The organism is Catenulispora pinisilvae (assembly GCF_015356865.1).
GTDB lineage: Bacteria > Actinomycetota > Actinomycetes > Streptomycetales > Catenulisporaceae > Catenulispora > Catenulispora pinisilvae.
Genome location: NZ_JAAFZA010000171.1, coordinates 1 through 23,282 on the forward strand (window position 1 = coordinate 1; position 23,282 = coordinate 23,282).

General features: G+C 70.0%; 20 protein-coding genes. 9 read left to right on the forward strand and 11 right to left on the reverse strand.

Annotated features, from left to right (window positions below):
* The coding region (locus IZR01_RS34360) for a YidB family protein (RefSeq protein ID WP_194926271.1) at positions 1–408 on the reverse strand (408 nt) is incomplete at its 3' end.
* Positions 409–611: 203 nt separating this feature from the next.
* Here IZR01_RS34360 and IZR01_RS34365 point away from each other — a divergent pair.
* The 3 genes from IZR01_RS34365 (at position 612) to abc-f (ending at position 4,328) form a co-directional block, all read left to right on the forward strand.
* Positions 612–1,568, forward strand: a complete 957-nt coding sequence (locus tag IZR01_RS34365; RefSeq protein WP_194896142.1) for an amidohydrolase family protein — start codon at positions 612–614, stop codon at positions 1,566–1,568.
* Positions 1,569–1,711: 143 nt separating this feature from the next.
* Positions 1,712–2,422, forward strand: coding sequence for a TetR family transcriptional regulator (locus IZR01_RS34370; protein WP_194896143.1), 711 nt, complete (start codon positions 1,712–1,714; stop codon positions 2,420–2,422).
* 280 nt (positions 2,423–2,702) lie between these two features.
* A complete protein-coding gene (abc-f, locus tag IZR01_RS34375; protein ID WP_194926272.1) occupies positions 2,703–4,328 on the forward strand; it encodes a ribosomal protection-like ABC-F family protein in 1,626 nt (541 codons plus the stop codon).
* A gap of 27 nt (positions 4,329–4,355) precedes the next feature.
* Here abc-f and IZR01_RS34380 read toward each other — a convergent pair whose 3' ends face one another.
* Together IZR01_RS34380 and IZR01_RS34385 are read right to left on the reverse strand one after the other, a co-directional pair.
* A complete protein-coding gene (locus tag IZR01_RS34380) occupies positions 4,356–4,820 on the reverse strand; it encodes a MarR family winged helix-turn-helix transcriptional regulator (RefSeq protein WP_194926273.1) in 465 nt (154 codons plus the stop codon).
* Entirely contained in the window at positions 4,817–5,236 is a 420-nt protein-coding gene (locus IZR01_RS34385) for an SRPBCC family protein (RefSeq protein ID WP_194896146.1), read from the reverse strand. Before IZR01_RS34385 ends, IZR01_RS34380 begins: the two co-directional genes overlap by 4 nt.
* Before the next feature lie 147 nt (positions 5,237–5,383).
* Here IZR01_RS34385 and IZR01_RS34390 point away from each other — a divergent pair, with 147 nt between their 5' ends.
* The 3 genes from IZR01_RS34390 (at position 5,384) to IZR01_RS34400 (ending at position 8,347) form a co-directional block, all read left to right on the forward strand.
* Entirely contained in the window at positions 5,384–6,604 is a 1,221-nt protein-coding gene (locus IZR01_RS34390; RefSeq protein ID WP_194926274.1) for an NAD(P)/FAD-dependent oxidoreductase, read from the forward strand.
* On the forward strand, positions 6,601–7,485 hold the full coding sequence (locus IZR01_RS34395) for an RNA polymerase sigma-70 factor (protein ID WP_194926275.1): 885 nt from the start codon (positions 6,601–6,603) through the stop codon (positions 7,483–7,485). Before IZR01_RS34390 ends, IZR01_RS34395 begins: the two co-directional genes overlap by 4 nt.
* Before the next feature lie 91 nt (positions 7,486–7,576).
* The gene (locus IZR01_RS34400; protein WP_323747176.1) at positions 7,577–8,347 is read left to right on the forward strand and encodes a hypothetical protein; all 771 of its coding nucleotides are present in this window, start codon (positions 7,577–7,579) and stop codon (positions 8,345–8,347) included.
* Positions 8,348–8,382: 35 nt separating this feature from the next.
* Here IZR01_RS34400 and IZR01_RS34405 read toward each other — a convergent pair whose 3' ends face one another.
* Positions 8,383–9,255, reverse strand: a complete 873-nt coding sequence (locus IZR01_RS34405) for a DUF1003 domain-containing protein (RefSeq protein WP_194896150.1) — start codon at positions 9,253–9,255, stop codon at positions 8,383–8,385.
* 347 nt (positions 9,256–9,602) lie between these two features.
* Between IZR01_RS34405 and IZR01_RS34410 the strand changes: the two genes are divergently transcribed.
* The gene (locus IZR01_RS34410; RefSeq protein WP_194926277.1) at positions 9,603–10,826 is read left to right on the forward strand and encodes an LCP family protein; all 1,224 of its coding nucleotides are present in this window, start codon (positions 9,603–9,605) and stop codon (positions 10,824–10,826) included.
* Positions 10,827–10,903: 77 nt separating this feature from the next.
* Here the strand turns inward: IZR01_RS34410 and IZR01_RS34415 are convergent, their stop codons facing one another.
* Positions 10,904–11,560: a Bax inhibitor-1/YccA family protein gene (locus tag IZR01_RS34415; RefSeq protein WP_194896152.1), complete on the reverse strand. Its 657-nt coding sequence runs from the start codon at positions 11,558–11,560 to the stop codon at positions 10,904–10,906.
* Positions 11,561–11,712: 152 nt separating this feature from the next.
* Here IZR01_RS34415 and IZR01_RS34420 point away from each other — a divergent pair, with 152 nt between their 5' ends.
* Positions 11,713–13,170 carry a class II fumarate hydratase gene (locus IZR01_RS34420; RefSeq protein ID WP_194926278.1) on the forward strand — a complete coding sequence of 486 codons (1,458 nt, stop codon included), beginning with the start codon at positions 11,713–11,715 and terminating at the stop codon, positions 13,168–13,170.
* Positions 13,171–13,206: 36 nt separating this feature from the next.
* On the opposite strand, the gene IZR01_RS34425 is transcribed toward IZR01_RS34420, so the two are convergent.
* Positions 13,207–14,154: a helix-turn-helix transcriptional regulator gene (locus tag IZR01_RS34425; RefSeq protein WP_194926279.1), complete on the reverse strand. Its 948-nt coding sequence runs from the start codon at positions 14,152–14,154 to the stop codon at positions 13,207–13,209.
* Between the two features lie 140 nt (positions 14,155–14,294).
* On the opposite strand from IZR01_RS34425, the gene IZR01_RS34430 reads away from it, so the two are divergent.
* A complete protein-coding gene (locus IZR01_RS34430) occupies positions 14,295–15,128 on the forward strand; it encodes an NAD(P)H-binding protein (protein WP_194926280.1) in 834 nt (277 codons plus the stop codon).
* 121 nt (positions 15,129–15,249) lie between these two features.
* Here IZR01_RS34430 and IZR01_RS53665 read toward each other — a convergent pair whose 3' ends face one another.
* The 5 genes from IZR01_RS53665 to IZR01_RS34455 form a co-directional block, all read right to left on the reverse strand.
* The gene (locus IZR01_RS53665) at positions 15,250–19,089 is read right to left on the reverse strand and encodes a DEAD/DEAH box helicase (protein WP_194926281.1); all 3,840 of its coding nucleotides are present in this window, start codon (positions 19,087–19,089) and stop codon (positions 15,250–15,252) included.
* Between the two features lie 113 nt (positions 19,090–19,202).
* On the reverse strand, positions 19,203–20,975 hold the full coding sequence (locus IZR01_RS51330; RefSeq protein WP_228560812.1) for a phospholipase D-like domain-containing protein: 1,773 nt from the start codon (positions 20,973–20,975) through the stop codon (positions 19,203–19,205).
* Between the two features lie 465 nt (positions 20,976–21,440).
* Positions 21,441–21,959 carry an SRPBCC domain-containing protein gene (locus IZR01_RS34445; protein ID WP_194926282.1) on the reverse strand — a complete coding sequence of 173 codons (519 nt, stop codon included), beginning with the start codon at positions 21,957–21,959 and terminating at the stop codon, positions 21,441–21,443.
* Positions 21,956–22,273 carry an ArsR/SmtB family transcription factor gene (locus IZR01_RS34450; RefSeq protein WP_194926283.1) on the reverse strand — a complete coding sequence of 106 codons (318 nt, stop codon included), beginning with the start codon at positions 22,271–22,273 and terminating at the stop codon, positions 21,956–21,958. The genes IZR01_RS34445 and IZR01_RS34450 overlap by 4 nt, the downstream gene beginning before the upstream one ends.
* A gap of 86 nt (positions 22,274–22,359) precedes the next feature.
* On the reverse strand, positions 22,360–23,184 hold the full coding sequence (locus IZR01_RS34455) for an inositol monophosphatase family protein (RefSeq protein WP_323746462.1): 825 nt from the start codon (positions 23,182–23,184) through the stop codon (positions 22,360–22,362).
* Positions 23,185–23,282: the final 98 nt, after the last annotated feature.

A 23,282-nucleotide genomic window follows, 5' to 3' on the forward strand; every position in this document is an offset into this window, starting at 1 on the left:
GGCTTCGGGGCGGGGGGTGGCCTGGCCTGTGGCGGCGGTGCCCATGGCGGTCGCGGTGGTGGTTGTGTTCTGGGCGCCGGCCACGTTGTCCTTGATGGACTGGGGGTTGGGGAGTTGGCCGTCGGGGGTCATCTTGTCCACCATGCCGGGGAGCTTGTCGGCCATGGCCTGGGCCGCCTGCTCGGGGGTGGTGCCGGCCTGCTGGGCGATCTGCTCCATCTGGTCCTGGCCGATGGCCTGGGTGACCTGGTCGGCGTTGACCGGCTTGTTCTCGCCCTTGCCGATCCAGGACTGTACCTGCTCGCCGATGCTGCTCTTCTTCAGCTTGTCCAGGGCCTCGCTCACGCCGCCGCCGACGTTGTCGGTCAGCTGCTTCCAGAGTTTGCCCAGGTCCGGGGTATCGGCCATGGCGTTCCGCCTTTCGAGGAGGGCTCGGGCCGGGTGGCGCCGGGCCGTGTACGCGGGTCTTGTATGAGCCTTCGGTACGGGGGCCCGGGGTGCGCCGGTGGAGGCAGCCGTTCGGGGCAACGCCGGGGTCGGCTTCGTCCGGACGGCCGGGTGTGGCGTGGTCCCGGGACGCCGCTGGCGCGCGCCCGCGCCAGCCTGGCGGCATGAGAGTCGATGTCCACGCGCACCTGTTCCCCGCCGTTTACCTGGATCTGCTGGACGAGATGCGGGGCGACGGCGGTGACGGCACGCGCGAGGTCCGGGAGCTGGGCGGCGGGGACAGTGAGCGGGAGCTGGGCCTGCGGCTGGCGGCGATGGACGCGGTCGGCGTGGACGTGCAGCTGCTCTCGACCTGCCCGCAAGGCCCCTACACCGGCGACCCGACCGCGGCCGTGGAGGCGGCCAGGTGTGCGAACCTGGCGCTGGCGCACACCGCGGCGCAGCACCCGGACCGCTTCCGCGCCCTGGCCACGCTCCCGCTGCCGCACATCCTGGCCTCCGTCGACGAGCTCAACCGGGCCATAGAGCAGGACGGCATGCCGGGCGCCGCGGTCGGCACCTCGATTCTCGGCCGCCCCCTGAGCCACCCCGATTTCGAGCCGCTCTTCGCCGCCCTGAACAGGCGCAACGCGGTCCTGTTCGTGCACCCGAACGGCGACTCGGCCGGCTCCTCACTGATGCAGGCGGCCAAGCTCGACTGGGTGATCGGCCACGCCGCCGAGGTCTCGATCGCGATCCTGCAGCTGTTCCAGGCCGGCCTCACGGTCAAGTACCCGGGCATCCGCGTCATCGCCCCGCACATGGGCGGCTACCTGCCGTTCCTCATCCAGCGCCTGGACCGGCACCGGGACTGGTACCTGCCGAACGACGCCCCGAGCGCCGGCCAGCTGATGCGCGGCATCGCCTACGACACCGCCAACCCGCTCCCGGCGGCCCTGCGCCTGACCGCGGAGGTCGTCGGGCCCGACCGCCTGCTGCTGGGCACCGACTACCCCTTTGAGCAGGGGCCTTCGCTTCGGGACCACGTCGAGTACCTCTTCGCGGCCGGGTTGGCGGATGAGCAGGCGAAATCGATTGTTGATATGAACGCGGCGGCCTTCCTGGGGATGAACCACACATAGCAAGTGGGAGATGAACCACCTGTAGCAAGTAGATGTGGCCGCGGACGCAGTCGCAGATGCAGTAGCGGATATGTCCGCAGGCGTTATGTGATGCATCACGCACCGGCTTCGGGTGTCCCCTCACGTGGTGTTACCGTCCACCCATGGCCGCCGACCAGCCCCCCGCCGAGCCCCGACCGGCAATGCGCGACGCCCTGGTCTCGGCAGCCCTGGCCCTGTTCGCCGAACACGGCTTCGACGCCACCACCGTCGACGACATCGTGGCCCGGGCCGGGGTCGGCCGCCGCTCCTTCTTCCGGTACTTCCCCTCCAAGGAGTCGGTGGTCTTCCCCGATCACGAGGGCACGCTTCGCCGGATGTCGGACTTCCTCGCCGACGAATCCGGCTTCGCCGAGGACCCCGTGGCCCGGGTCTGCGACGCGGCCCGCATGGTCTTGGCCATGTACGCTGCCGACCCCGAGTTCTCCCTGGCCCGCTACAAGCTGACCCGCCAGGTCCCGGCGCTGCGCACCCATGAGCTGTCCGTCGTCCGTCGCTACGAGAGCGCCCTCGCCGCCTTCCTGCGCACCCGCTACGCCGGACGCGCCGACGGCGGCCTCCGTGCCGACGTCGTATCAGCAGCCGTAGTCGCCGCTCACAACCACGCGCTGCGTGGCTGGCTCCGCTCCGACGGCCAAGGCGACCCCGCCGAACTGGTCGAGCACGCCCTCGAATGGGTCTACGCGACCTACACCGACGACGTCCCCTCCGCTCCCGGCGCCGCGGAGCCGGAGGACGAGGTCATGGTGGTCGTCGCGCGCCGTGGGACCCCGATGTGGCGGGTCGTGCAGCAGGTCCAGGAAGCCCTGGACTGAATCTGAATCGCCGAGTAATCGGGCAGGGCCGAATGATCAGGGCCGAGTCAGGGCCGAGTCAGGGCCGAATAGTCCAGGGCCGAATCAGGGCCGAATAATTCGGTCCGCTCGGAGACGCGGCGCGTGTTACGTTGCTGAACGTCCCGACCGAGGAGGCCGACATGCTGAGCGACGACATCACCCACTGATGTCCCGGGCTGCCGAGCGCGTTCCGATCATCTGATCCGCGACTCGAACGCCCTCTCGCCTCACCTCGTCGCTTCTCCTCGAAGGCACCTTCATGGCATTTTCCCCTGTCGTCGTCTCCGCCCTGTCCTTCACCTGGCCTGACGACACTCCCGTCTTCCACGACCTCAGTTTCACCGTCGAGTCCGAACGCGTCGGCCTGGTCGCCCCGAACGGCGCCGGGAAGTCCACCCTGCTCCGGCTGATCGCCGGCGCGCTCACCCCGGCCGCCGGCTCGGTGACCGTCGCCGGCGAACTCGGCTACCTCCCGCAGGACCTGCCGCTGACCGCCGGCCGCACGGTCGCCGAAGTGCTCGGCGTCGCCGAGGTGATCGCCGCGCTGGACGCGATCGAGGCCGGGGACACCGACGAGCGGCACTTCACCACGATCGGCGACGACTGGGACGTCGAGGACCGGGCCCGCGTGGAACTCGACCGGCTCGGTCTCGGGGACGTCTCGCTCCGGGAACCGCTCGGCACGCTCAGCGGCGGCCAGGTGGTCTCGCTCGGCCTGGCCGCGCTGCTGGTGCGGCGGCCGGACGTGCTGCTGCTCGACGAGCCGACCAACAATCTGGACGCCGGCGCCCGCCAGAGGCTCTACGACGTCCTGGACAGCCTGCGCGGCTGCGTCCTGGTGGTCAGCCACGACCGCGAACTGCTGGACCGGATGGACCGCATCGCAGAGCTCGAAGGCGGCGAGATCCGCTTCTACGGCGGCAACTTCAGCGCATATGAGGAGGCTGTCACAGCCGAGCGGGAGACCGCTGAGCGCAACCTGCGTAACGCAGAACAGGAACTCAAGCGCGAGAAGCGGGAGATGCAGCAGGCGCGCGAGCGGGCCGATCGGCGGGCCAGTAATGCGTCGAAGAACCTCAAGAACGCCGGGCTCCCCAGGATCTTCGCCGGGAACATGAAGCGCAGCGCCGAGAAGTCCGCGGGCACGGCGCATACGATGCACGCTTCGCGGGTCAGCGAGGCCAAAGAGCGTGCCGACCAGGCGGCCAAGGCGATACGCGCCGATCAGGGCATCGCGCTCGACCTGCCGGATACGCAGGTCCCGGCCGGCCGCACGCTGTTCGTCGCCGAGCAGGTACGCAAGCGTCTCGGCGAGACCGAGATCTTCGCCGGCGACGGGGTGGACCTGACGATCCGCGGACCGGAGCGCATCGCGCTGTCCGGCGGGAACGGCGCGGGCAAGTCGACGCTGCTGCGGCTGGTCGACGGCGATCTGGAGCCCGACAGCGGGACGATCCGGCGCGCCGAGGGACGCGTGGCGTACCTGTCCCAGCGACTGGACCTGCTGGACGACGACCGGACGATCGTCGAGAACTTCGCGGCCTTCGCGCCGTCGCTGCCCGATTCGCAGCGGCTGAACGTCCTGGCGCGATTCCTGTTTCGTGGCGCGCGTATTCACCTGCCGGTGCGGGTGCTGTCCGGGGGAGAGCGGCTGCGCGCGACGCTGGCTTGCGTGCTGTACGCCGAACCCGCTCCGCACTTGCTCCTGCTGGACGAGCCTACGAACAACCTGGATCTGGTCAGCGTGGGGCAGTTGGAGAACGCGCTGAACGGATATCAGGGGGCATTCATCGTCGTCAGCCACGACGAGCGATTCCTGGCGGAGATCAAGGTGGAACGGCGGATCGAGCTGGCCGGCGGGCGGCTGGGACGGCCGAAGGCTTAGAGCGCCCCGCCACCAACCCGCACGCTGTCAGCCGCCATCCTCGATGTGGGCCAGCTTGGTCAGCATGCTGATGGCGTGGGCGTGGGTCACGGGATCGAAGAACGCTGCGTCGGTCGCTTCGACAGCGGCCATGGCGCGCGGCGCGAGGCCGGCTCCGGTCGGCGTCACGCGCAGGCGGCGCGCGCGGGTGTCGGCCGGGTCGACCTCGCGGGTGATCAGGCCCTTGGTTTCCAGGGTGCGGATCACCTGCGAGGTCATCTTGACGTCGGTGCCGGCCTGCTCGGCGACGGTCGCCTGGTTCGGGACCAGGCCTTGCTCGTTGAGCCAGTAGGTGCAGGCGAGGAGGACGAACTGGACGTGGGTGAGGTCCAGCGGCGCCAGGACCGCGGCGATTTCGCGTTGCCAGCGGAGGGTGACGCGCCAGAGGAGGAAACCGGGGTGGTCGGCGGGGCCGCCACGGGCGCTGGAGCCCGCCGGACCGTCGGCCGTCACGCGCTCGCCGCCCGTTCCAGCAGTGCCCCGACGACCTCCGGGAAGTCGGCACAGATCTGCGGCCCCACCTCCGGCCCGGCCTCATCGGCCGCCTCGCCGGTGATCTCGGTCCGGTAGACCACCTTCGTCCGGCCGTCACCGATCTCCTCGATCAGGTGGTGCGTGGTGATGACCAGCCCCGGCCACTCGCAGACGTCGACCCACGCCTGGTCCGGCACCACTTCGGTGATCCTCATCCGGATCGGGTCCTCGCCGGGCGGCGTCATCGTGAAGCGGGTCCCGGCGGCGAACGGCCCTTCCATCTCGACCTTGCCGGCTCCGTCGTTCCACGTGTGCCAGCCCAGCGGGTCGGCCCACAGCGTCCACACGGCGTGCGCGGTGACCTCGGCCTCGGCGCTGAATTCGTAGTTCCACATGGCGCTTCCCTCCCGTTGGCGAATTAGTCTATGCGCAGACTATCTGTGCGCAGGCTATTTGGCCCAGTGTGATCTGGGTCACATCGCGTCACAAAAATCGATCACCCGGTGTCCTGGGGCCGAAGAGCGAGAACCGAGGAGGACACCATGCCCACCGAAACGCCCACCGAAGCGCCCACCGAAATCGTCGTGATCGGCGGCGGCTACGCCGGCGTCATGGCCGCCAACCGCCTGACCCAGCGGGACGACGTGAACGTCACGCTGGTCAACCCGCGCCCGGACTTCGTCCAGCGCATCCGGCTGCACCAGGCCGTGGCCGGGACCCACTCCGCGCTCGCCGACTACGGCAGAGTCCTGAATCAGCGGGTCCGGCTGGTGGTCGACACCGTGACCCGGATCGACGCCGCGAACCGCACCGCGGCGCTGGCCGACGGTGCGGCGCTGCGCTACGACTACCTCGTCTACGCCGTCGGCAGTGCCAGCAGCGGCGCGGACGTGCCCGGCGTCGCAGAGTCCGGCTATCCGATCGCGAGCTTGGAGCAGGCGAAGCGGTTGAAGCCGGTGCTGGACGCCCAGCCGGGGACCGTCGCGGTGACGGTGGTCGGCGCCGGTCCGGCGGGCATCGAGACGGCCGCCGAACTCGCCGAGCAGGGCCGCGCGGTGACGTTGGTGTGCGGCGGACCACTCGGCCCGTCGCTGCCCGAGAAGGGCCGGGCTTCGGTGGCGCGGCACCTGGCCAAGCTCGGCGTGAGGATCGTCGACGGCCCCGGCTCGATGGTGACGGCGGTGGAGCGGGACGCGGTGCGGCTGGCCGACGGCCGCGAGCTGCCGAGCGCGATCACCATCTGGGCCGCCGGGTTCAGCGTCCCGGATCTGGCCGCGCGCAGCGGCCTGAGCACCGACGCCGTCGGCCGGCTGCTCACCGACGAGACGCTGACCAGCGTGGACGACCCGCGGATCGTGGCGGCCGGGGACTCGGCGGCGCCGTCCGGGATGCCGCTGCGGATGAGCTGCCAGTCGGCGGTGCAGCTCGGCCCGCAGGCCGCCGAGACGATCCTGGCCCGGCTCGCGGGTCGGGAGCCGGCGGCGATCGACGTGGGCTTCGTCGCGCTGTGCGTCAGCCTGGGCCGGCGTGCGGGGGTCTTCCAGATGTTGCACAAGGACGACACGCCCAAGAGCATCTACATCGGTGGCCGCGTCGGCGCTCGGATCAAGGAGTTCATATGCAGGGGCACGGTCTGGCAGCTGAAGACGGAGGGCCGCAAGCCGGGCAAGCACACGTGGTGGACGAAGGACTCCGAGCGCCGGGAGCGGGTGGAGGCGCTGGGCGGGAAGGAGCTGGGCGGGAAGGCGCTGACGCCCCGATGAACCCGGCAGCCACCGAGACCTTCGTCGGCCTGCGCAATCTGCTGTTCACGGTCGCCTACGAAGTCCTCGGTTCGGCCGCCGATGCCGAGGACGTGTTGCAGGAGACCTGGCTGCGCTGGGTCGAGGTGGACCTGGACCAGGTGCAGGACCAGCGTGCCTACCTGATTCGCATCACCACGCGGCAGGCGCTGAACCGGCTGCGGACGGTGAAGCGGCGGCGCGAGGCCTACGTCGGGACCTGGCTGCCCGAGCCGCTGCTGACCACGCCGGACGTGGCGGAGGACTTCGAGCTGGCCGAGAACCTGTCGATCGGGCTGATGCTGGTTCTGGAGACGCTGTCGCCGACCGAGCGTGCGGTATTCGTCCTGCGCGAGGCGTTCGACGTGGACTACGACGAGATCGCGGCGGCCGTCGGCAAGAGCCCGGCGGCCGTCCGGCAGATCGCGCACCGGGCCCGGCGGCACGTGGACGCGCGGCGGCCGCGCACGTCGGCGTCGCAGCGTACTGCGCAGGCCGCGGTGGCGGCGTTCCAGCGGGCGCTGGAGACGCAGGACATGCAGGGGCTGATGGACGTCCTCGCCCCGCAGGCCGTGCTGATCGGCGACGGCGGCGGGGTGCGGCGCGCGGGGCTGCGGCCGATCAGCGGCGCGGAGCGGGTGGTGCGCTACGTGCTCGGCGGGATCCGCAAGGCGGGGGTGGAGGTCACGACCGAGCTGACGGACGTCAACGGCCACCCCGGGCTGCTGGTGCGGGTGGACGGCGTGCTCGACGGGATCATGGCGCTGCACGTCGAGGACGAGCGGATCGCCGGGATGTACTACGTGCTGAACCCGGAGAAGCTGACGCGGGCCGGGGTGGAGACGGCGGTGGTGGCGCGGTGAGCTCTCACCTGCGAGGTTTTCGCAGGTGAGAGCGCCTTGCGATACCTGCTCATATTCGCCAATGCGAAGATGTGAAGCTATGCTGGCGGTCGTGAAGACGCTTCCCGCCCTGATGCTTGCCGCCGCCGGAGTCGGGTTCGGCCACGCGGTCATGCCCGATCACTGGATGCCGTTGGCGGTGCTGTCCCGGACCCGGCGCTATTCGACGCGGAGGACGGTGCGGCTGTCGCTGGCCGCCGGGGTCACGCATGTGCTGGTCTCGCTGTTGCTCGGTGCGGTGCTGATCGTGGTCGGGTTGCAGTTCCGGGACACGGTTTCGCGGCACGCTGATTTGGTGATCGGGGGGATTCTGCTGGTCACCGGGTTGGTGTTCTTGGGTATGGAGCTTGTCGGGCGTGGTCATGGGCATAGTCACGGGCCTGATGGGCACAGTCATGGGGCTGATGGGCACAATCACGGGGCTGATGGTCACGGCCACGACCACCATGACCACGGCCACGATGACCACAGCCATGGCCATGGCGACGACCACAGCCATGGCCATGGCGACGACCTCAGCCACCACGACCGAGACCACAACCGAGACCGCCTCGCCGTCCTGATCCCCTTCGGCGCGGCGGCCTCCCCGGACCTCACGATCCTGCCGGTCTTCCTAGCCGCCGGCGCCCTGGGCACCGGCGCTGCGGTCGGCTCCCTCACCGCGTTCGCCGGGGCCACCATCGCCACGATCGTCGGCCTGACCGTGGCTGCCGCGACCGGGGCCAAGCTCGTGACCGCGTCCTGGATCGACCGCGGCGCCAACCTGCTCACCGCCGGCACGCTGCTGCTTATCGGCGGTCTCGTCGCGACGGGCCTGATCTGACCGGCCAGATCTGACCGGCCAGATCTGCCCGTCGCTCACGCGGGCTCCTCCGTCCCGCACGCCGTCATGTGCTCCACCACATGCCGGATCGCGAGGTCCTGAGCTCGCAGGTGTGCCTGGAGCCGCTCGCAGGCGTGCAGCACCGCCTCGGCGTCGCGGAACGTCATCTCGGCGCGGCGGTCGGCGGCGCGGCCGATGACCTGCTGGCCGAGCATGATGACGAACATCAGCAGCAGCTGCGCGAGGCTGGACAGGAAGAGCAGGAACGCGAACGGGTAGGGGTCGAAGTGCAGCAGGCCGGCCTCCGCCAGCACGATCCACCCCAGCTGGAACGCCGCCGCCAGGTAGAAGGCCCGCATGCTGCCGCAGCGCTCCGTGATGCGGGCGGCCAGGCGTGCGTTGAGGCTGATGTGTTCGTCGGCCATCGAGGGTGGGGCGGCGAAGCGTTCGGCGGCGGCGGTGAGCTGGAATTGTTCGGTCTCGTCCAGAACCACGCACGCCGCCAGGTGTCGGTCCTGGGCGATCAGGTGGTTCTGGATCTGTGCGCAGTCGTGCAGGATCGCCTCGGCGTCCTCGAAGGTCTGGATCGCGCGCCGGTCGCCGGTCCGGCCGAGGATCTGTTGGCCGAGCAGGATGACGAAGACCAGGAGCAGCTGCGCCACGTTGCCCAGGAACAGCATGAACGGGTACGGATACGGGTCGAAGCCGAACAGTGCCCGCGAGCCCAGCAGCATCCACACCGCGGTGACCGCCACGCACGCGTAGACCGTCCACATCGACCCCAGCCTGCGGGTGATCCATGCCGCGAGCCGGCCGCTGATCCCGATGTACTCGTGCTCGATACGGGCGTGGCCGTGCCGGCGCCGCATGTGGACGTGCGGGTGGCGCATAGACGTGTAAAGGCTCACAAACGCCTAAAGTAGCCGAACCCTCTCAAACACCCAGGCGTGTCGCCCGCGGCCGACGCCGCCTCACGCGGTTTGCTGGATCTGTGCACGAACCATCAGCGGGAACGCCGAACGCCGCCGGAGCCCAGGGTCGGGAAGCCCAGGGTCGCGAAGCCCAGGGTCGTGAAGCCCTGAGTCGGGAAACGCCGGGGCGGGAAGCGCAGCGTCGGGAAGCACAGAGGCGGGGAGCCCAAGGACCGCGAGGACCCCGCGGTCCCCAAGGCCCCCGGCCTGGGCCCCGGGTCCGGTCGCGGCAGCCGGAGCCCCGGAGCCGGCGCTCCCGCTGGCTGTGGGCCACGGCCTCGACCATGTCGATGTCGGTGCTGCTGATCAGTGTCACCGGGGCGTGGCTGCGGGCCGCGGTGGACGGCGGCTTCCAGCGCTCGGCGGCGCTCGGCGGCACCATCCCCAAGTCGCACGACGGCTCGGTCAACATCCTGCTGATGGGCCTGGACTCGCGCAAGGACAACCAGGGCCACGACCTGCCGGCCGCGATGCTGGACAAGCTGCACGCCGGCTCCTCCAGCGACATCGGCGGCTACAACACCAACACCCTGATTCTGCTGCACGTCCCGGCCGACGGTTCGCCGGCCACGGCGGTGTCGATCCCGCGCGACGATTGGGTCGACATCCCGAACCTGGGCTGGCACAAGATCAAGGAGGCGTACGGCCGGGCCAAGGCGGCGCAGGAGACCGCGCTGGTCAAGACCCCCGGCGGCCCGACCGGGGACGCGCTGGAGGCCGCGGGGCGCGAGGCCGGGCGGGCCTCGGCGATCGCCGCGGTGCAGAGCCTGCTGAACGTGCCGATCGACCACTTCGCCGAGGTCAACCTGGCTGGGTTCTACGACGTCGCGGTGGCGCTCGGCGGGGTGACCGTGTGTCTGAACAAGGCGGTGCAGGACGACTACTCCGGTGCCGACTTCCCGGCCGGGGTGCAGACCCTGGACGGCTCGAAGGCGCTGGCCTTCGTCCGGCAGCGGCACGGCCTGCCCGGCGGCGACCTGGACCGGACCCGGCGGCAGCAGGCGTTCCTGTCCGCGGTGCAGCGCAAGCTCTCCGACGACGGCGTGCTGTCGGACGTCGGCAAGCTCTCGGACCTGATCGACGCGGTGAAGCGGGACGTCGTGGTGGACAACAGCTTCGACGTGTTGTCGCTGGTCTCCAAGGCCGGGAGCTTGAAGGCCGGCCGGATCCAGTTCCACACGCTGCCGATCGAGGGCTTCGCCACCCGCGACGGGCAGGACGTGAACATGGTCGATCCGGTGAAGATCCAGGCGGCGATGAAGACGTACTTCTCGGATGCGAAGTCGGGGACGGCCAGCGATTCGGGTAGCGGGAGCGGCACCAGCGCCGACACTGGCACCGGCACCACCTCCGGCTCCAGCGCAGGCACCGACTCCGGCACAGACACCAGCTCCGGCACCGGCGCTGACAGCCAGCAAGACTCGGTCGTCCGGGCCGGACTGGCTGCCGTGCCGAAGCAGCAGCAGTCCGACACCACGACGAAGGACGGCATCGCCTGTGTGAACTAGTCCCGACTAGCCCACATGGGGGGTGCGGCGGGGGTACGGCAGAGTACGGCAGAGGTGTGGCGGAGCCGGGACAGCGGTCAGTTCCGGCGCCCGCCCCCGCCGAACAGGCTGAGGAAGAACAAGAACACGTTCAGGATGTCCAGGAAGATCGACGCGGCCAGCAACGGGGCCGAGGCGATGTTCTGGGACCGGCGCAGCCGCTGGAAGTCCACCAGCGTGAACCCGGCGAAGATCACCAGGCCGGCCACGCTGTAGATGACCGAGGCGTGCGGGATGTTCACGAAGATCGCGACCACCCCGAAGACCAGCAGCGCCACCAGGGCCCAGAAGCTGGCCCGGGCCACGCCGGACAGGTCGCGCTCGGTGGCGTACCCGGCCGAGCCCAACGCGCCGATGAACAGCGCGGTCGCGGCGCCGGCCTGCCACAGGGCCTTGGGATTCGCGGTCGCGTAGTAGACCAGCGTCGGGGACATCGCGATGCCCATCAGCAGGCCGAAGGCGCCGAGCAGTACCACCGTGGCCTGCGGCGAGCGCGCGGCCGTGAAGCGCATCGCGATCAGGCAGACGAAGGCCGCGATGAAGCCGATGAAGACCGCGGCGTTGGACAGGTTCCGGCCGGCGTAGGCGCCGAGCGCGAACAGGGCCGCCGTGGCGGCGACGAAGGCCATGGTGCGCGCGAACAGGGTGTTCGTCGAGATCCCATAGCCGCGTCGGGACATTGTCGTGTCGTACACGGTCACCTCCTACCCCCGGTCGGGGGCGTTCAGTAGTGCGGGCCGGCCAGCCTCCATGCTCTCGCGCCGCCGGGCCTGCCCGGAAGGCACAGTCGACGCTGGGCCGCTAGCGTTACTGCATCGGAATTCTGGCGTCCCGGACTGGAGGTCGCATGACGGACTCGGAGCAGCGGACCCCTCCGGAGATCCTGGACCTCCCGGTGGGCATCGACGCGACCGGCACCCGACGGGAGACCGACGCGATGGGGGCGATCGAGGTCCCCGCCGACCGCTACTGGGGCGCCCAGACCCAGCGCTCGCTGGAGCACTTCACGGTCGGCGACGACCACATGCCGCAGGGCATCCACCATGCCTACGGCTACGTCAAGATGGCCGCGGCCCTGGTCAACGGCGAGGCCGGGCGGTTGCCGCGGTGGTTGGCCGACCTGATCGCCCGGGTCGCCGCCGAGGTCATCGCCGGCGACCTCGATGAGCACTTCCCGCTCTACGTCTGGCAGACCGGCTCGGGCACCCAGACCAACATGAACGTCAACGAGGTCATCAGCAACCGCGCCATCCAGCTGGTCGGCGGCACCCTGGGCAGCAAGTCCCCGGTCCACCCGAACGACCACGTCAACCTCGGCCAGTCCTCCAACGACAGCTTCCCGACCGCGACCCACGTCGCCGCGGTGCTGGCGTTGCGCAACCACGTGCTGCCCGAGCTCAGGACGTTGCACGCGGTCCTGGACGACAAGGCACGGCTGTGGGCCGACGTCCCCAAGACCGGCCGCACGCACCTGCAGGACGCCGTCCCGCTCACCGTCGGCCAGGAGTGGTCCGGCTACGCGGCGCAGATCGCCGCCGCGACCGACCGGCTGGAATCGGCGCTGCCGGGCCTGTACGAGCTGGCGGCCGGCGGCACGGCCGTCGGCACCGGCCTGAACGCCCCGCCCGGTTTCGCCGAGCGGTTCGCCGCCGAGCTCGCCCAGCTGACCGGCGAGCCGTTCGTCACCGCGCCCAACAAGTTCGCCGCGCTGGCCGGCGCCGAGGCGATGGTCGCGGCCTCGGCCGGGCTGCGCGGCGTGGCCGCCGCCCTGCTCAAGATCGCCAACGACATCCGCTGGCTCGGCTCCGGCCCCCGCAACGGCCTGGGCGAGCTGCGGCTGCCGGAGAACGAGCCGGGCAGCTCGATCATGCCCGGCAAGGTCAACCCGACGCAGTGCGAGGCCACGATGATGGTCTGCCTGCGGATAATGGCCGACGACAGCGCGCTGGCCACCGCCGCCGGCCTGGGCAACTTCGAGCTGAACACCATGCGGCCGCTGATCGCCTCCTCCTTCCTGCACTCCGCGCGGATCCTCACTGACGCCGTGCGGAACCTGCGGGTGTACTGCCTGGAGGGCATCGAGCTGGACCGGGACCGGATCGACCGGGACCTGGGGCGCTCGCTGATGCTGGTGACCGCGCTGACGCCGGAGATCGGCTACGACCGGGCGGCGCAGATCGCGCACACGGCCGACGCCGAGGGGACGACGCTGCGCGAGGCGGCGGTGCGGAGCGGATGGCTCACGGCCGAGGCGTTCGACGCGATCGTCGATCCGCGGAAGATGACCGGGCAGAGCGAGGACTGAGGGGGAGGGCCGTATTCGTATTCGTATACACGGCGCCTATTCCGCTCCCGCCACGGACCGCGCGAGCCGGTCCGCCAACCCGGCCACGAACTCCTTCAGCTCCGGCGGATCCAGCACCTCGAACTCGAACCCCTTGAGCACGATGTACACGGCGATGGCTTCCAGGACCTCGGCGCCGGTGTAGTACAGGCAGGAGTGCTCGTCGCGGGCTTCGAGTCGCCCGGCGGTCGGGGACGAGGTCTGCGCGACCTGCTCCAGCGGGGCGTGGAACAAGATCGTGGCCTGATACCGGTACGGCGCGCGGGCGAGGGAGTCGGCGACGTACTTGGCCGCGTCCCCCTCGGGTTCCGGGCGCGGGGTGAAGCGGGGACCGGGCTGGACCGGGGCGGTGAGGCGGTCCACGCGGAAGGTGCGCCAGTCGTCGCGGTCCAGGTCGTAGGCCAGCAGATACCAGTTCCGGCCGGCGCGGACCAGGCGGTAGGGCTCGACGCGGCGGGTGGCGTCGCGGTAGCCGAAGCGGACGCCTTCGTGCGCGCGGCAGGCCGCGGCCAGGGCGGTGAGAACGTCGGCGTCCACGACCGGGCAGTCGCCGGGGAGCAGCATGATCGCGGACTGCAAGCCGTTGACGCGGTGCCGGAGGCGGGAGGGCAGGATCTTTTCGATCTTGCTCAGGGCCCGCAGCGAGCTCTCGTCCATCCCGGTCACCCAACCGGCGGCCGCGGCGCGCAGGCCCACTGCCACGGCCACCGCCTCGTCATCGTCCAGCAGCAGGGGCGGAAGGGCCGCGCCGACGCCGAGCCGGTACCCGCCGGCGATCCCCGGCGTGGAGTCCACGGGGTAGCCGAGGTCGCGCAACCGGTCGATGTCGCGGCGGACGGTGCGGGTCGTGACGCCGAGGCGTTCGGCGAGTTCGGTACCGGGCCAGTCGGGGCGGGACTGGAGCAGGGAGAGCAGGCGGAGGAGCCGGGCCGAGGTCTGGAGCATGGGCGGCGACTCCTTGGAATCCGGTGGAATCCGATGGGATCCCGTGCGGATCGAGGACAGAAGCTGTCCGCGAGTGTTCCTAGTGTCGCTGACGCGGGCCCGGGGCGGGCGCCGTTCATGCTTCAAGGGCTGGAGATCTCATGATCCTGATTACGGGCGCGACCGGGAACGTCGGGCGGATCGTCGTCGAGCGGCTGGCCGCCGAGGGGCGCGAGGTGCGGGCCCTGAGCCGCCGGCCCGAGCAGGTCCAGTGGCCGTTCGGGACGCGGGCGGTCGCGGGGGATCTGGTGGACGCGGCGTCTTTGGGCCCGGCGCTCGACGGGGTCGAGTCAGTGTTCTTGTTCGCGGCTCCGGGCCTCGGCGCGGACTTCGTCGGCGCGGCGCAGGCGGCCGGGGTGCGCCGCGTGGTGCTGCTGTCGTCCGGTGCGGTCGACGACGAGGCGCAGGTGCAGGACGGCCCGATCGCCGCCCGGCACCACGAGATCGAGCAGCTGCTGCGGGCGTCCGGGATGCGCTGGACCTTCCTGCGGCCGGACACCTTCGCCACCAACCTCTTGCCCTGGTCGTACCAGACCAAGAACGGCGACGAGATCCACGGCGCCTACGCGAAGGCCGCCGCACCCGTGATCCACGAGGCGGACATCGCGGACGCCGCCGTCGCCGCCCTGACCGGCGAGGGGCACGACGCCAAGGCGTACCGGCTGACCGGCCCGGAACTGCTGACGCACGCGGACCAGGCGCGCATCCTCGGCGAGGTGCTGGGCCGCCCGATCCGCTACGTCGAGATCCCGGCCGAGCAGGCGCGAGCGCAGATGAGCGGGCACGTCCCGGCGCCGATCCTGGACGACATCCTGAAGCTCTGGGAGCAGTCGCTGGAGCGGCCGCATCCGGTGAGCGCGGATGTCGAGGCCGTGACCGGGCACAAGGCGCGCGATTTTCGGAGTTGGGCGCGGGAGCACGCCGAGGTGTTCTGAGGGGCGGCCCTGGGCTCTATTTCGGCCGACGACGTTTCGCGTATGGGTACGCGACGCCGGAGGGATTCGCCGAGGGTGGAGTCCTGGCCGAGGCCGACAGGTACTTCAACGGGTTCGCGGCCTAGTCGAGTCCGACGACGTCGCCGAGGAGTTCGTGGTTCGCCAAGACGGAGAAGAAGGGGAGCGGGGACCAGTTGTCGTGATCTCCCACGACGATCAGCCGGCGCTTGGCGCGGGTCACGGCCACGTTCAGCAGGTTCGGCCGTTGTGCGGCCCACCGCCGCGAACCCGGCTGGTCGGTGGCTGTTCCCAGGACCATGATGACCACGTCGGCCTCCTTGCCCTGCGTGACGTGGACCGTGCCGACTCTGTCGGTGTCCTTGTCCCTGGGCAGCCATTCGGGCAGGAGGCGCTGGAGCCCGTTCGCGATATCGACGAACGGGCTCACGACGAAGACGCTCTGGGCCATCTGGCGACGTACCTCGTGCCGCAAGGCTTCGAGGTCGTCCCAATCCTGCGGCGCATCCGCCTTCAGCCGCGCGGAGATCTGGTTCCCCAAGGACTTCAGGATCTCGACGACCCGGTCGCCTTCGGTCGGGTTCCATTTGTCGCCGCCGGGCCGGGCCGCGATGTGTGACCACCCGGAGCGGGCCAGGAACGGGTACTCGTTGCCGCGCTTGACCCCGTAGACCATCATCCCGTCGTAGGCGATCTCGTTGCTGACCTCGAACATCAGCCGGTCGCAGCGGCGGTGGACGCGCAGCGGGGAGGCGACCCAAGTCTGCTCTCCGCCGACGCCGCTCAGCCAGGTGCCGTACGTGGCGACCCGGTCCGCGAGCGCCTGTGCCGACGCGCGGCTCGGCGCCCATTCGTCGCGGACCTCGAACCGGCGGGCCAGCCGGGTCTGTGCCGTCCACGGCAGGGTCACCACCGGCTCCAGTTGCAGCGGGTCGCCGACGATCACCGCGCGCCGGAACCGCCACAGCGCCCCGACCGCCTGCTGTGGCGCGGCCTGACCCGCCTCGTCGACGAACAGCCAGCCCAGCGACTCGGATCCGAGCCGGGGGAGCATCCGGCCGATGGACGCGAAGGTGGAGGAGACGACCGGGACCACCAGGAACAGCATCTGCCAGCCGGCCAGCACCGTGGCCGCGGCCAGGTCGGCCGGCGCCGTGCCCTTGACGATCTCCATCGCGGCCAACAGGTTCGTGCGCACCAGCTTGGGCGCGTTGACCAGGACGGCCCGGTGCAGATCGAGCGCTGCCAGGAACAAACGGGTCCGGGCCTCGGCGAGTTCCGGGTCCATCCACGGCGCGGACAGCTCACGGATCTGCATGGCCTTGGCGCTGTCGGCGTCGGCGTCGGCGTCGACGTCGCCGAACCGAGCCGCCCATTCGTCACCGGGTACCGACTCACCCCAACGGGCGCGGGCCTTGGCGACGTCCTGTTCGGCCAGGCGCAGCTCGGCGAGCCGTTCGCGGTGCTGGGAATCGACGGCCCCGACCGTGGTCTTCCGGTGTTCCACCAGAATCCGGGCGTCATCCATGCGCCGGGCTGCGGACCGCAGCGCGGCCTCGGCGTCGGTGACGTTCTTGCTCGCGCTTCGCAGGCAGCGATGGCTCAGGTCCAGATCGCCGTGACGGGCCTGTAGTTCCCGGTCTGCCGCCTCAAGATCGATCAACAGCGCCGACCGGTCACGCTCCCACTGTCCCCGGAGGTCCTTCTTGGACAGGCGGTCGCGGATCCGGCCGGGCCGCTTTCCCAAGGCCGCGATGGCCGTCTCCGCCGCCTCCACCCCGGTCAGCGCGATCATCGCGGCGTCCTCGGCCGACCGGCATCCCGATCGGGCGTCGGTCAAAGCGACCTTGGCCGCCGTACGATCGCTGCGCGCCGCCTCCCACGCGGCCGTCTGCGTATCGAGTGTGGCCTCGTGCACCGCCAACTGCCGACGTGCGGTACCGGCTTCGGTGTCCAGACGCGCCAGTGTCGCGTCGGGCCGGGACAGGGCGGCCATGGCATCGGCGATCCCCCGGCGCTCGGCGATCATTTTCTCGACCCGGCGGCGGGCCTCCAGAAACCGCTTCTTGGCTTGGGCCCAGGTCTCGGTGCCCAGCGGTGCGTCGGCGGTCGGCACGTCGCCGGGCTTGATGTCCTCGTGCTGTCTCAACAGCTGTTGCAGGCCGGGCGACTTCCGGTTCTTCTTGTCGTTCGCCCACCAGAAGTCCTCGACGAAATCCTGCCGGTAGGCCCGCCGGCCGAGGCGGGCGGCCACGGCACCCCACACCGGTTCGTCGCGCAGATTCGACGCCGGGCCCCGGAGATAGGAGGCCTCTGATTCCCACCCCTGGACCGCCGACATCCCCGGAATCTCCAGGGTGATGTTGTTGACGGCGCCGTTGTTCGAGGACGCGACCAGCATCTCGAAGCCGGTGAGCCGGGGGATGAGCGGCCGGATGGTGCGCCGCTGCACCTTCCCGGAGCCGTCGATCGACTGCCACTTCAGCGGAGTTTTCGCAAACGCGTCCTCGGCCTTGGCCAGTTCCGCCAGTACTTCGGCCCGGCGTACCACGACCTCGGCGATGACGTCGCGCAACATCGTCGTCTTGCCGGTCCCGGGCGGGCCGTTGACGGCGTAGAGCCCACGGGCGTCCGGGGCGCCGAGTTGGGCGAACAGCCGGTTCACGGCGAATTGCTGGCTGAGAGCCAGTGGTTCCTCGGCCTTCCCGGGCCACCGCCCCAGTGGCAATGCGGACGGCTGCACCCCGGCGAAGAGCACATCGAGGCTCCGGCGAAGATCGACGCGGCTTGTGGGGTCGACAGAGTCCTCCGACCGCAGGTACTCGGTCAGCGACCGCCCGATCTCCCCACTGGCGGCTGCCTTCGAGACCCTGTTCAGATCCTCGGCGAAGAAGCTGCTCAGCAGTCCCTCAGAGCTCTGCTCTGCCCTCTTGGTGGATACCTGTTTGCTCTCAACCCTGATGTATTCCGGTCGCAGCTTCTCGCCGATGCCCAGTTCGTCGGCGACCCACCGGGTGATCGCGGCGAGGTCGTCGACGGTGAGCACCTCGGTGCCGATGGCCGGTGGTTCGTCGTCGCCGTCATGGTCATCGTCCGAAGCCGCGACGGTGCCTGCCTTCCCTCCGCCCGAGCCGTTGCCCGACGACTTGTCCGCGCCGAGCTTGCTCCGTGCGGCGTCGACGAGCCCGTCTCCGATCCCGCTGAGGGTCTTGGACACGACCGCGCCGGCGATGGGTCCGGCCACCCCGCCGACCGCGACGCCCGCGGCCGTGCCCGCAGCGGTGGCGGCCGCTTCCAGACCGCCGGCCGCGGCGTCGAGCAGGATGCGCGCGGTGGACCCGGCGATCGGGCCGAGACCGGTGGCCGCCTCGCCTCCCGCCGGGGCGGGGCCTCCGGACCCGGGGCCGAACGTGATGCCGACGTCGCCGTCGCCCAGGTCGAGCAGCTTGGCCAGGACGCGGGCGGAGTCCTCCTCCCAGCCGTCGAGCCAGCCTTTGTCCTGCGGGCCGGGGGACAGCGTCCGGCCGACGGCCCACGCGCAGTTCGACAGCGCCGCGCTTGCTTTGATCAGCTGGCCGGCGTCGGTGACGGTGAAGGACAGCATGGCCGTCTCGCCTTTGACCCGGCCATCGAAGTCGAGCTCCTCGTCCGGGGACCGGAACACTTCCTCCAGGGCGTCGCGGACCCGCTTGATCTGGAAGACGCCCGCGTAGACGGTGTGTTGCCAGACTTTGTCCGGCGGCAGCTTCTTTCGGCTGTTCTCGGAACCGGGCATCCACGGCAGCGGTTGCCTCTGGTCGACGGCGTAACGGTTCTGGTCGGGGTTGACCCCCTTCACTGTCGGCGGGCTGAAGTACTCGACGGCGCGCCAGTAGTTCAGGATCCCCACCTGGCGGTCACGTTCCGACGCCTGTTTCCGCACGCCCCACCCCCGGGTCGTCACTCTATGAGCTTGATCAGACTCCACACCGTAGCAGGGTTCCGAAGGTAGTTCGGCATGTGAAAACCGCTCCCGTCCACCGAGAACGGTGGCCGGGAGCGGCTGGGGACGACGCGTCAGCTCACGGTGAGCGCGGTGTCGTCGACGACCCACGAGGTGGGGTCCTCGTAGTCGTTCTTGCCGGTGAACTGCAGGGTGACGGTCTTGCCGGCGTACTGCGCCAGCGAGTACGTCTGCTGGGCGAAGCCGGTGTTCGCGTTCAGGTTCGTGAACGAGTGGACGGTGCCCAGTGCGTTGCCCGCGCCGTCGAGGACCTGTACGGCCAGGGTGTCGTAGGCCTTGGTCTTGCTGGTCTCGGCGGTGTCGGTGTGGAGCCAGAAGCTGAACGTGTAGTTCGTGCAGCCGCTGGGGAGGGTGACGGTCTGCGCCAGGGTGTCGGTGGTGCTGTCGCTGCCGCCGAGCCAGGCGTCCCAGGAGCCGGTGTGGGCCGGTTCGCTGGTGGTGTCGTTGTTGATGACGCTGCTGGAGGAGGTGGTCCAGGCGGTGTCGCTGGTGCCGTTCTCGAAGCCGGGGTCGGCGAGGAGTTGGCCGGCTGCGCAGCTGCCGCCGGTGCCGGCCGCGTTGACGGTCCAGCTGAAGCTGGTGCTGCCGGTGGCGCCGGTGCCGTCGGTGGCGGTGACGGTCACCGCGTCGGTGCCGGCGGTGGTGGGGGTGCCCGAGATGGCGCCGGTGGCGCTGTTGACGGCCAGGCCGGCCGGCAGGCCGGTGGCCGAGTAGGTCAGGGTCTGGCCGGCGGCCGAGTCCGAGGCCGCGATCTGGACCGAGGCCGCGGTGCCGACGGTGCCCGTCTGGTTGCCCGGGTTGCTGACCGCGATGGTGGAGGTGCCGCCGCCGCCGTTGCTGGGCGTCTGGTTGAAGTCGGCGGTGAAGGTGTTCTCGATGCCGGTCAGCACGCCGGCGTCGGAGATGATCAGGCCCAGCTCGCGGTTGTGATTCAGCGAGTTGTCCGAGAAGTTCTCCGAGCCCTGGAACACCTTCGCGCTCGCGGTGCCGTAGTCGGCGACGATGGCCTTGGCGTGCACGTAGAAGCCGGTCGACGACGTGTACTGCGTGACCTTGACGCCGGCCGCCTCGACCTGGCTGATCTCGCTGTTGTACGTGCCGGACTCGTTCTCCAGCACGCAGCGCACCGTCACACCGCGCTGCGCCGCCGCCACGATCGCGCTGACCAGCGCCGGGTCCTGGAACTCCTCTTCCTGCACGTCCAGGGTCTTGGTGGCGCCGTTGATCAGGGCCAGCAGGTGGGTCTGGGAGTCGGTCGGGGACCAGACCAGGTTGTCGCCGTCGCTGGGGGTGATCGAGGTGTCGGTGAAGTCGGCGCCGAACACCTGCTCCACCGCGGACACGTCGTTCTGGTCGGTGTCGAACACCGAGTAGTCACGCGAGGTGGCGTAGTACTTGGTGTCCAGGTTGCCGGTGCTGATCCAGGACGTCGCACCGTCGACGGTGATCGTCTTCTGGTGCGTGTAGGTGAACGCCGAGGAGCTGTAGATGACGGGCACGCCGCCGGCCTGTAGGGCGCTGTAGGCGGCGCTGTTCACCGTGGTCTGCTTGCCGTCCAGGATCACGCGGACCTTGACGCCCGCCTTCTCCTTGCTCACCAGCGCCGAGGTGACGGTGGTGTCGCGCAGCTCGTACATCGTGACGTCGACGGTCTTCGTCGCGGTGTTGATGAAGTTGTAGATCGCGTTCTCGCCCTGGTCGGGCAGGATCAGCAGGTTGTAGGTCCCGGCGGCGTGGGCGGCGGGCACCAGCAGCAGCGCGCCGGACGCGGCGGTCGCGGTGGCGACCACGCCGAGCCCGACGCGGCGTATGGCGGATCTGAGCATTCCGGTTCTCCTGATTGTGGTCTTCGGAGAGGGCAGGGCGGTTGGCCCACAAGGGAAAGTACAGATCAGCACTTAAGGTGCATAGAGTATTTGACAGAACTTTTAGATGAACAACGCTCGTCATATACACACGCGGTGCGGAAGGCGCACGGCGTATCGGACGCCGGCGGTCCTGGCGGTGCCTGGCGAGCCTTCCAGGATGCCCTAGCTCCGATGATCGAATCAAGAGGCTGCTTCGAGTGCTTCGAGTGCTTCGAGATGGGATGGGCGCGGAAATGTTCGCGGCCGATAAAGCGACTGTCGGTGATGAATCGCTTACATATCCGGTCCCGGGTCGGGTCGGGACAGCGCCGCTACCGAGAAGCAGGATTCTGACGCGCGCCTTAGCGCGACAGAGCCACGTGTCAGAGTTCTGACACGTGGCTCTGTCGTGCGACTATCTTGCGCGGTTCAGCACCGCGAGGCTCACTCCATACCGGCCGGCGGGCCCTCCTGTTCCCCGAGGGTCGGAGCGAACAGCGCCGTGTAGCGCTCGAAGCGCGGCTTCCAGGCGTCCCTGTCGCGGGTGCCGCCGGCCAGCAGTTCCAGGCACGAATCCCAGCCCGCGGCGTTGCGCGCGGCGATGCCGGGGCGGAGCTCGTCGACCAGGACCAGCCGGGTGCCCTCGCCGTGCGGGGTCAGGGTGAAGCGCAGGGTCTCCTCGCCCCAGGTGAACGCCAGGAGCTCCGGCTCCCGTGCCTCCAGCACCTCGCCCTTGATGGTGAGGGCGTCCGGCTCCGAGCCGAAGGGGAAGGTGATGGCGGCCCCGGGCTCCCAGTGGCCGTCGGCGACGATCACGTCGCAGGGGAACCAGGTCTTGAGTTGGTCGCGGTCGGTCAGGGCCTGCCAGACCACGCGGGGTGGGTCGGGGAGTATGCGCTCCAGGCGGATCGCGGCTCCCTGCGTGCCACCGGTCGTCAACGATGCTTCGTGTGCCTCGCTCATGTCTTCCTCCGGTCGTCCAGATGTGCTTCCAGGCGGTCCAGGCTGCGGTTCCACAGCCAGCGGTATTGGCCCAGCCAGTCGTCGAGCTCGGCCAGTGGTTCGGGGCGTATCCGGTAGAAGCGGTGTTGGGCTTCCGGGCGGACCTCGACCAGGCCGGCCTCGCGCAGTGCGCGCAGGTGCTTGGAGACGGCCGGCTGGCTCGCGCCCAGCTGGTCGGACAGTTCGCCGACGGATTTCTCGCCTTCGCGGAGCAGTTCCAGGATGGCCAGCCGGCGCGGTTCGCCCAGCGCTTGGAAGGCTGCGGCTACTGTCATGACCTGAGTTTGCCTTGATGGTTATATATCTGTCAAGGCATACACGACGGAACAAGAGAGGCGGCCGATGACCGACCGCCTCGCTTCTAGACCGCCTGCCCGGATTCCACGATGATCTCCCGGATCCGCCCGGTCGTCGCCGCGTCCGTGGCCGCCACGAACGGCAGCGCGTTGCCGCCCGCCAGCCGCACCGGCGCGCCGTCCAGCGCCGCGGCATGACCGCCGGCCTCGGAGACCAGCAGCAGGCCGGCAGCATGGTCCCAGCTGTGCTCCCAAGTGAGCACCATCGCCGAACGCGCCCCGATGGCCAGGTCGAGGTATTCGATGCCGCAGGCGTCGAAGTAGCGGACGTCCAACTCCGCCTCGCGCAGCGCGTCCACAGCCCGGCCGTAGGTGGGAGGCCACCACACCGGATGGCTGGTGGTGACCGGCAGCGAGGCGGCAGCCGGTCCCGCCGCCACCCGGGCCGGGACGCCGTCCACCTGGGCGCCGTGCCCAGCCAGCGCGGTACCGATACGGCCGATCACCGGCGCATACGTCCAGGAGGCTTGCAGCACACCGCCGACGGCCAGCGCCACCAGCGTGGAGAAGCGGCTGGAACCGGCGACGAAGTTGCGGGTGCCGTCGATGGGGTCGACGATCCAGACCGGCGCGGCGCCGGTGAGGGCATCCAGGACCGACGGATCCTCGGACACCGCCTCCTCGCCCACCACGACCGAGCCCGGCAGGAACGCCGTCAGGCGCTCGCGGAGCAGGTCCTCGGCCTCGCGGTCGGCGACCGTGACCGGATCCATCGGGCCCTTCATGGCGACGTCGGAGTCGTTCAGACTCCGGAAGCGCGGCAGGACCGCTTTATCGTTGACGGAACGGATGATGTCTTCTACTTCGGCCAGCTCCGCGAAGGAAATCACAGTCTCACTGTCGCAGACGGCCGCAAGGCGTGGGCATCGGCTGTCCGGCCTGTGGACCGGCGGCTACTGGCTCCCCGAACCCCCCGGGCTACTGGCTC

Excerpts from the sequence above, each read along its gene's own strand:
- IZR01_RS34365 (WP_194896142.1), top strand. The coding sequence starts at position 612 with ATGAGAGTCGATGTCCACGCGCACCTGTTCCCCGCCGTTTACCTGGAT.
- IZR01_RS34370 (WP_194896143.1), top strand. The coding sequence starts at position 1,712 with ATGGCCGCCGACCAGCCCCCCGCCGAGCCCCGACCGGCAATGCGCGAC.
- abc-f (WP_194926272.1), top strand. The coding sequence starts at position 2,703 with ATGGCATTTTCCCCTGTCGTCGTCTCCGCCCTGTCCTTCACCTGGCCT.
- IZR01_RS34385 (WP_194896146.1), bottom strand. The coding sequence starts at position 5,236 with ATGTGGAACTACGAATTCAGCGCCGAGGCCGAGGTCACCGCGCACGCC.
- IZR01_RS34390 (WP_194926274.1), top strand. The coding sequence starts at position 5,384 with ATGCCCACCGAAACGCCCACCGAAGCGCCCACCGAAATCGTCGTGATC.
- IZR01_RS34395 (WP_194926275.1), top strand. The coding sequence starts at position 6,601 with ATGAACCCGGCAGCCACCGAGACCTTCGTCGGCCTGCGCAATCTGCTG.
- IZR01_RS34410 (WP_194926277.1), top strand. The coding sequence starts at position 9,603 with ATGTCGATGTCGGTGCTGCTGATCAGTGTCACCGGGGCGTGGCTGCGG.
- IZR01_RS34420 (WP_194926278.1), top strand. The coding sequence starts at position 11,713 with ATGACGGACTCGGAGCAGCGGACCCCTCCGGAGATCCTGGACCTCCCG.
- IZR01_RS34425 (WP_194926279.1), bottom strand. The coding sequence starts at position 14,154 with ATGCTCCAGACCTCGGCCCGGCTCCTCCGCCTGCTCTCCCTGCTCCAG.
- IZR01_RS34430 (WP_194926280.1), top strand. The coding sequence starts at position 14,295 with ATGATCCTGATTACGGGCGCGACCGGGAACGTCGGGCGGATCGTCGTC.
- IZR01_RS51330 (WP_228560812.1), bottom strand. The coding sequence starts at position 20,975 with ATGCTCAGATCCGCCATACGCCGCGTCGGGCTCGGCGTGGTCGCCACC.
- IZR01_RS34445 (WP_194926282.1), bottom strand. The coding sequence starts at position 21,959 with ATGAGCGAGGCACACGAAGCATCGTTGACGACCGGTGGCACGCAGGGA.
- IZR01_RS34450 (WP_194926283.1), bottom strand. The coding sequence starts at position 22,273 with ATGACAGTAGCCGCAGCCTTCCAAGCGCTGGGCGAACCGCGCCGGCTG.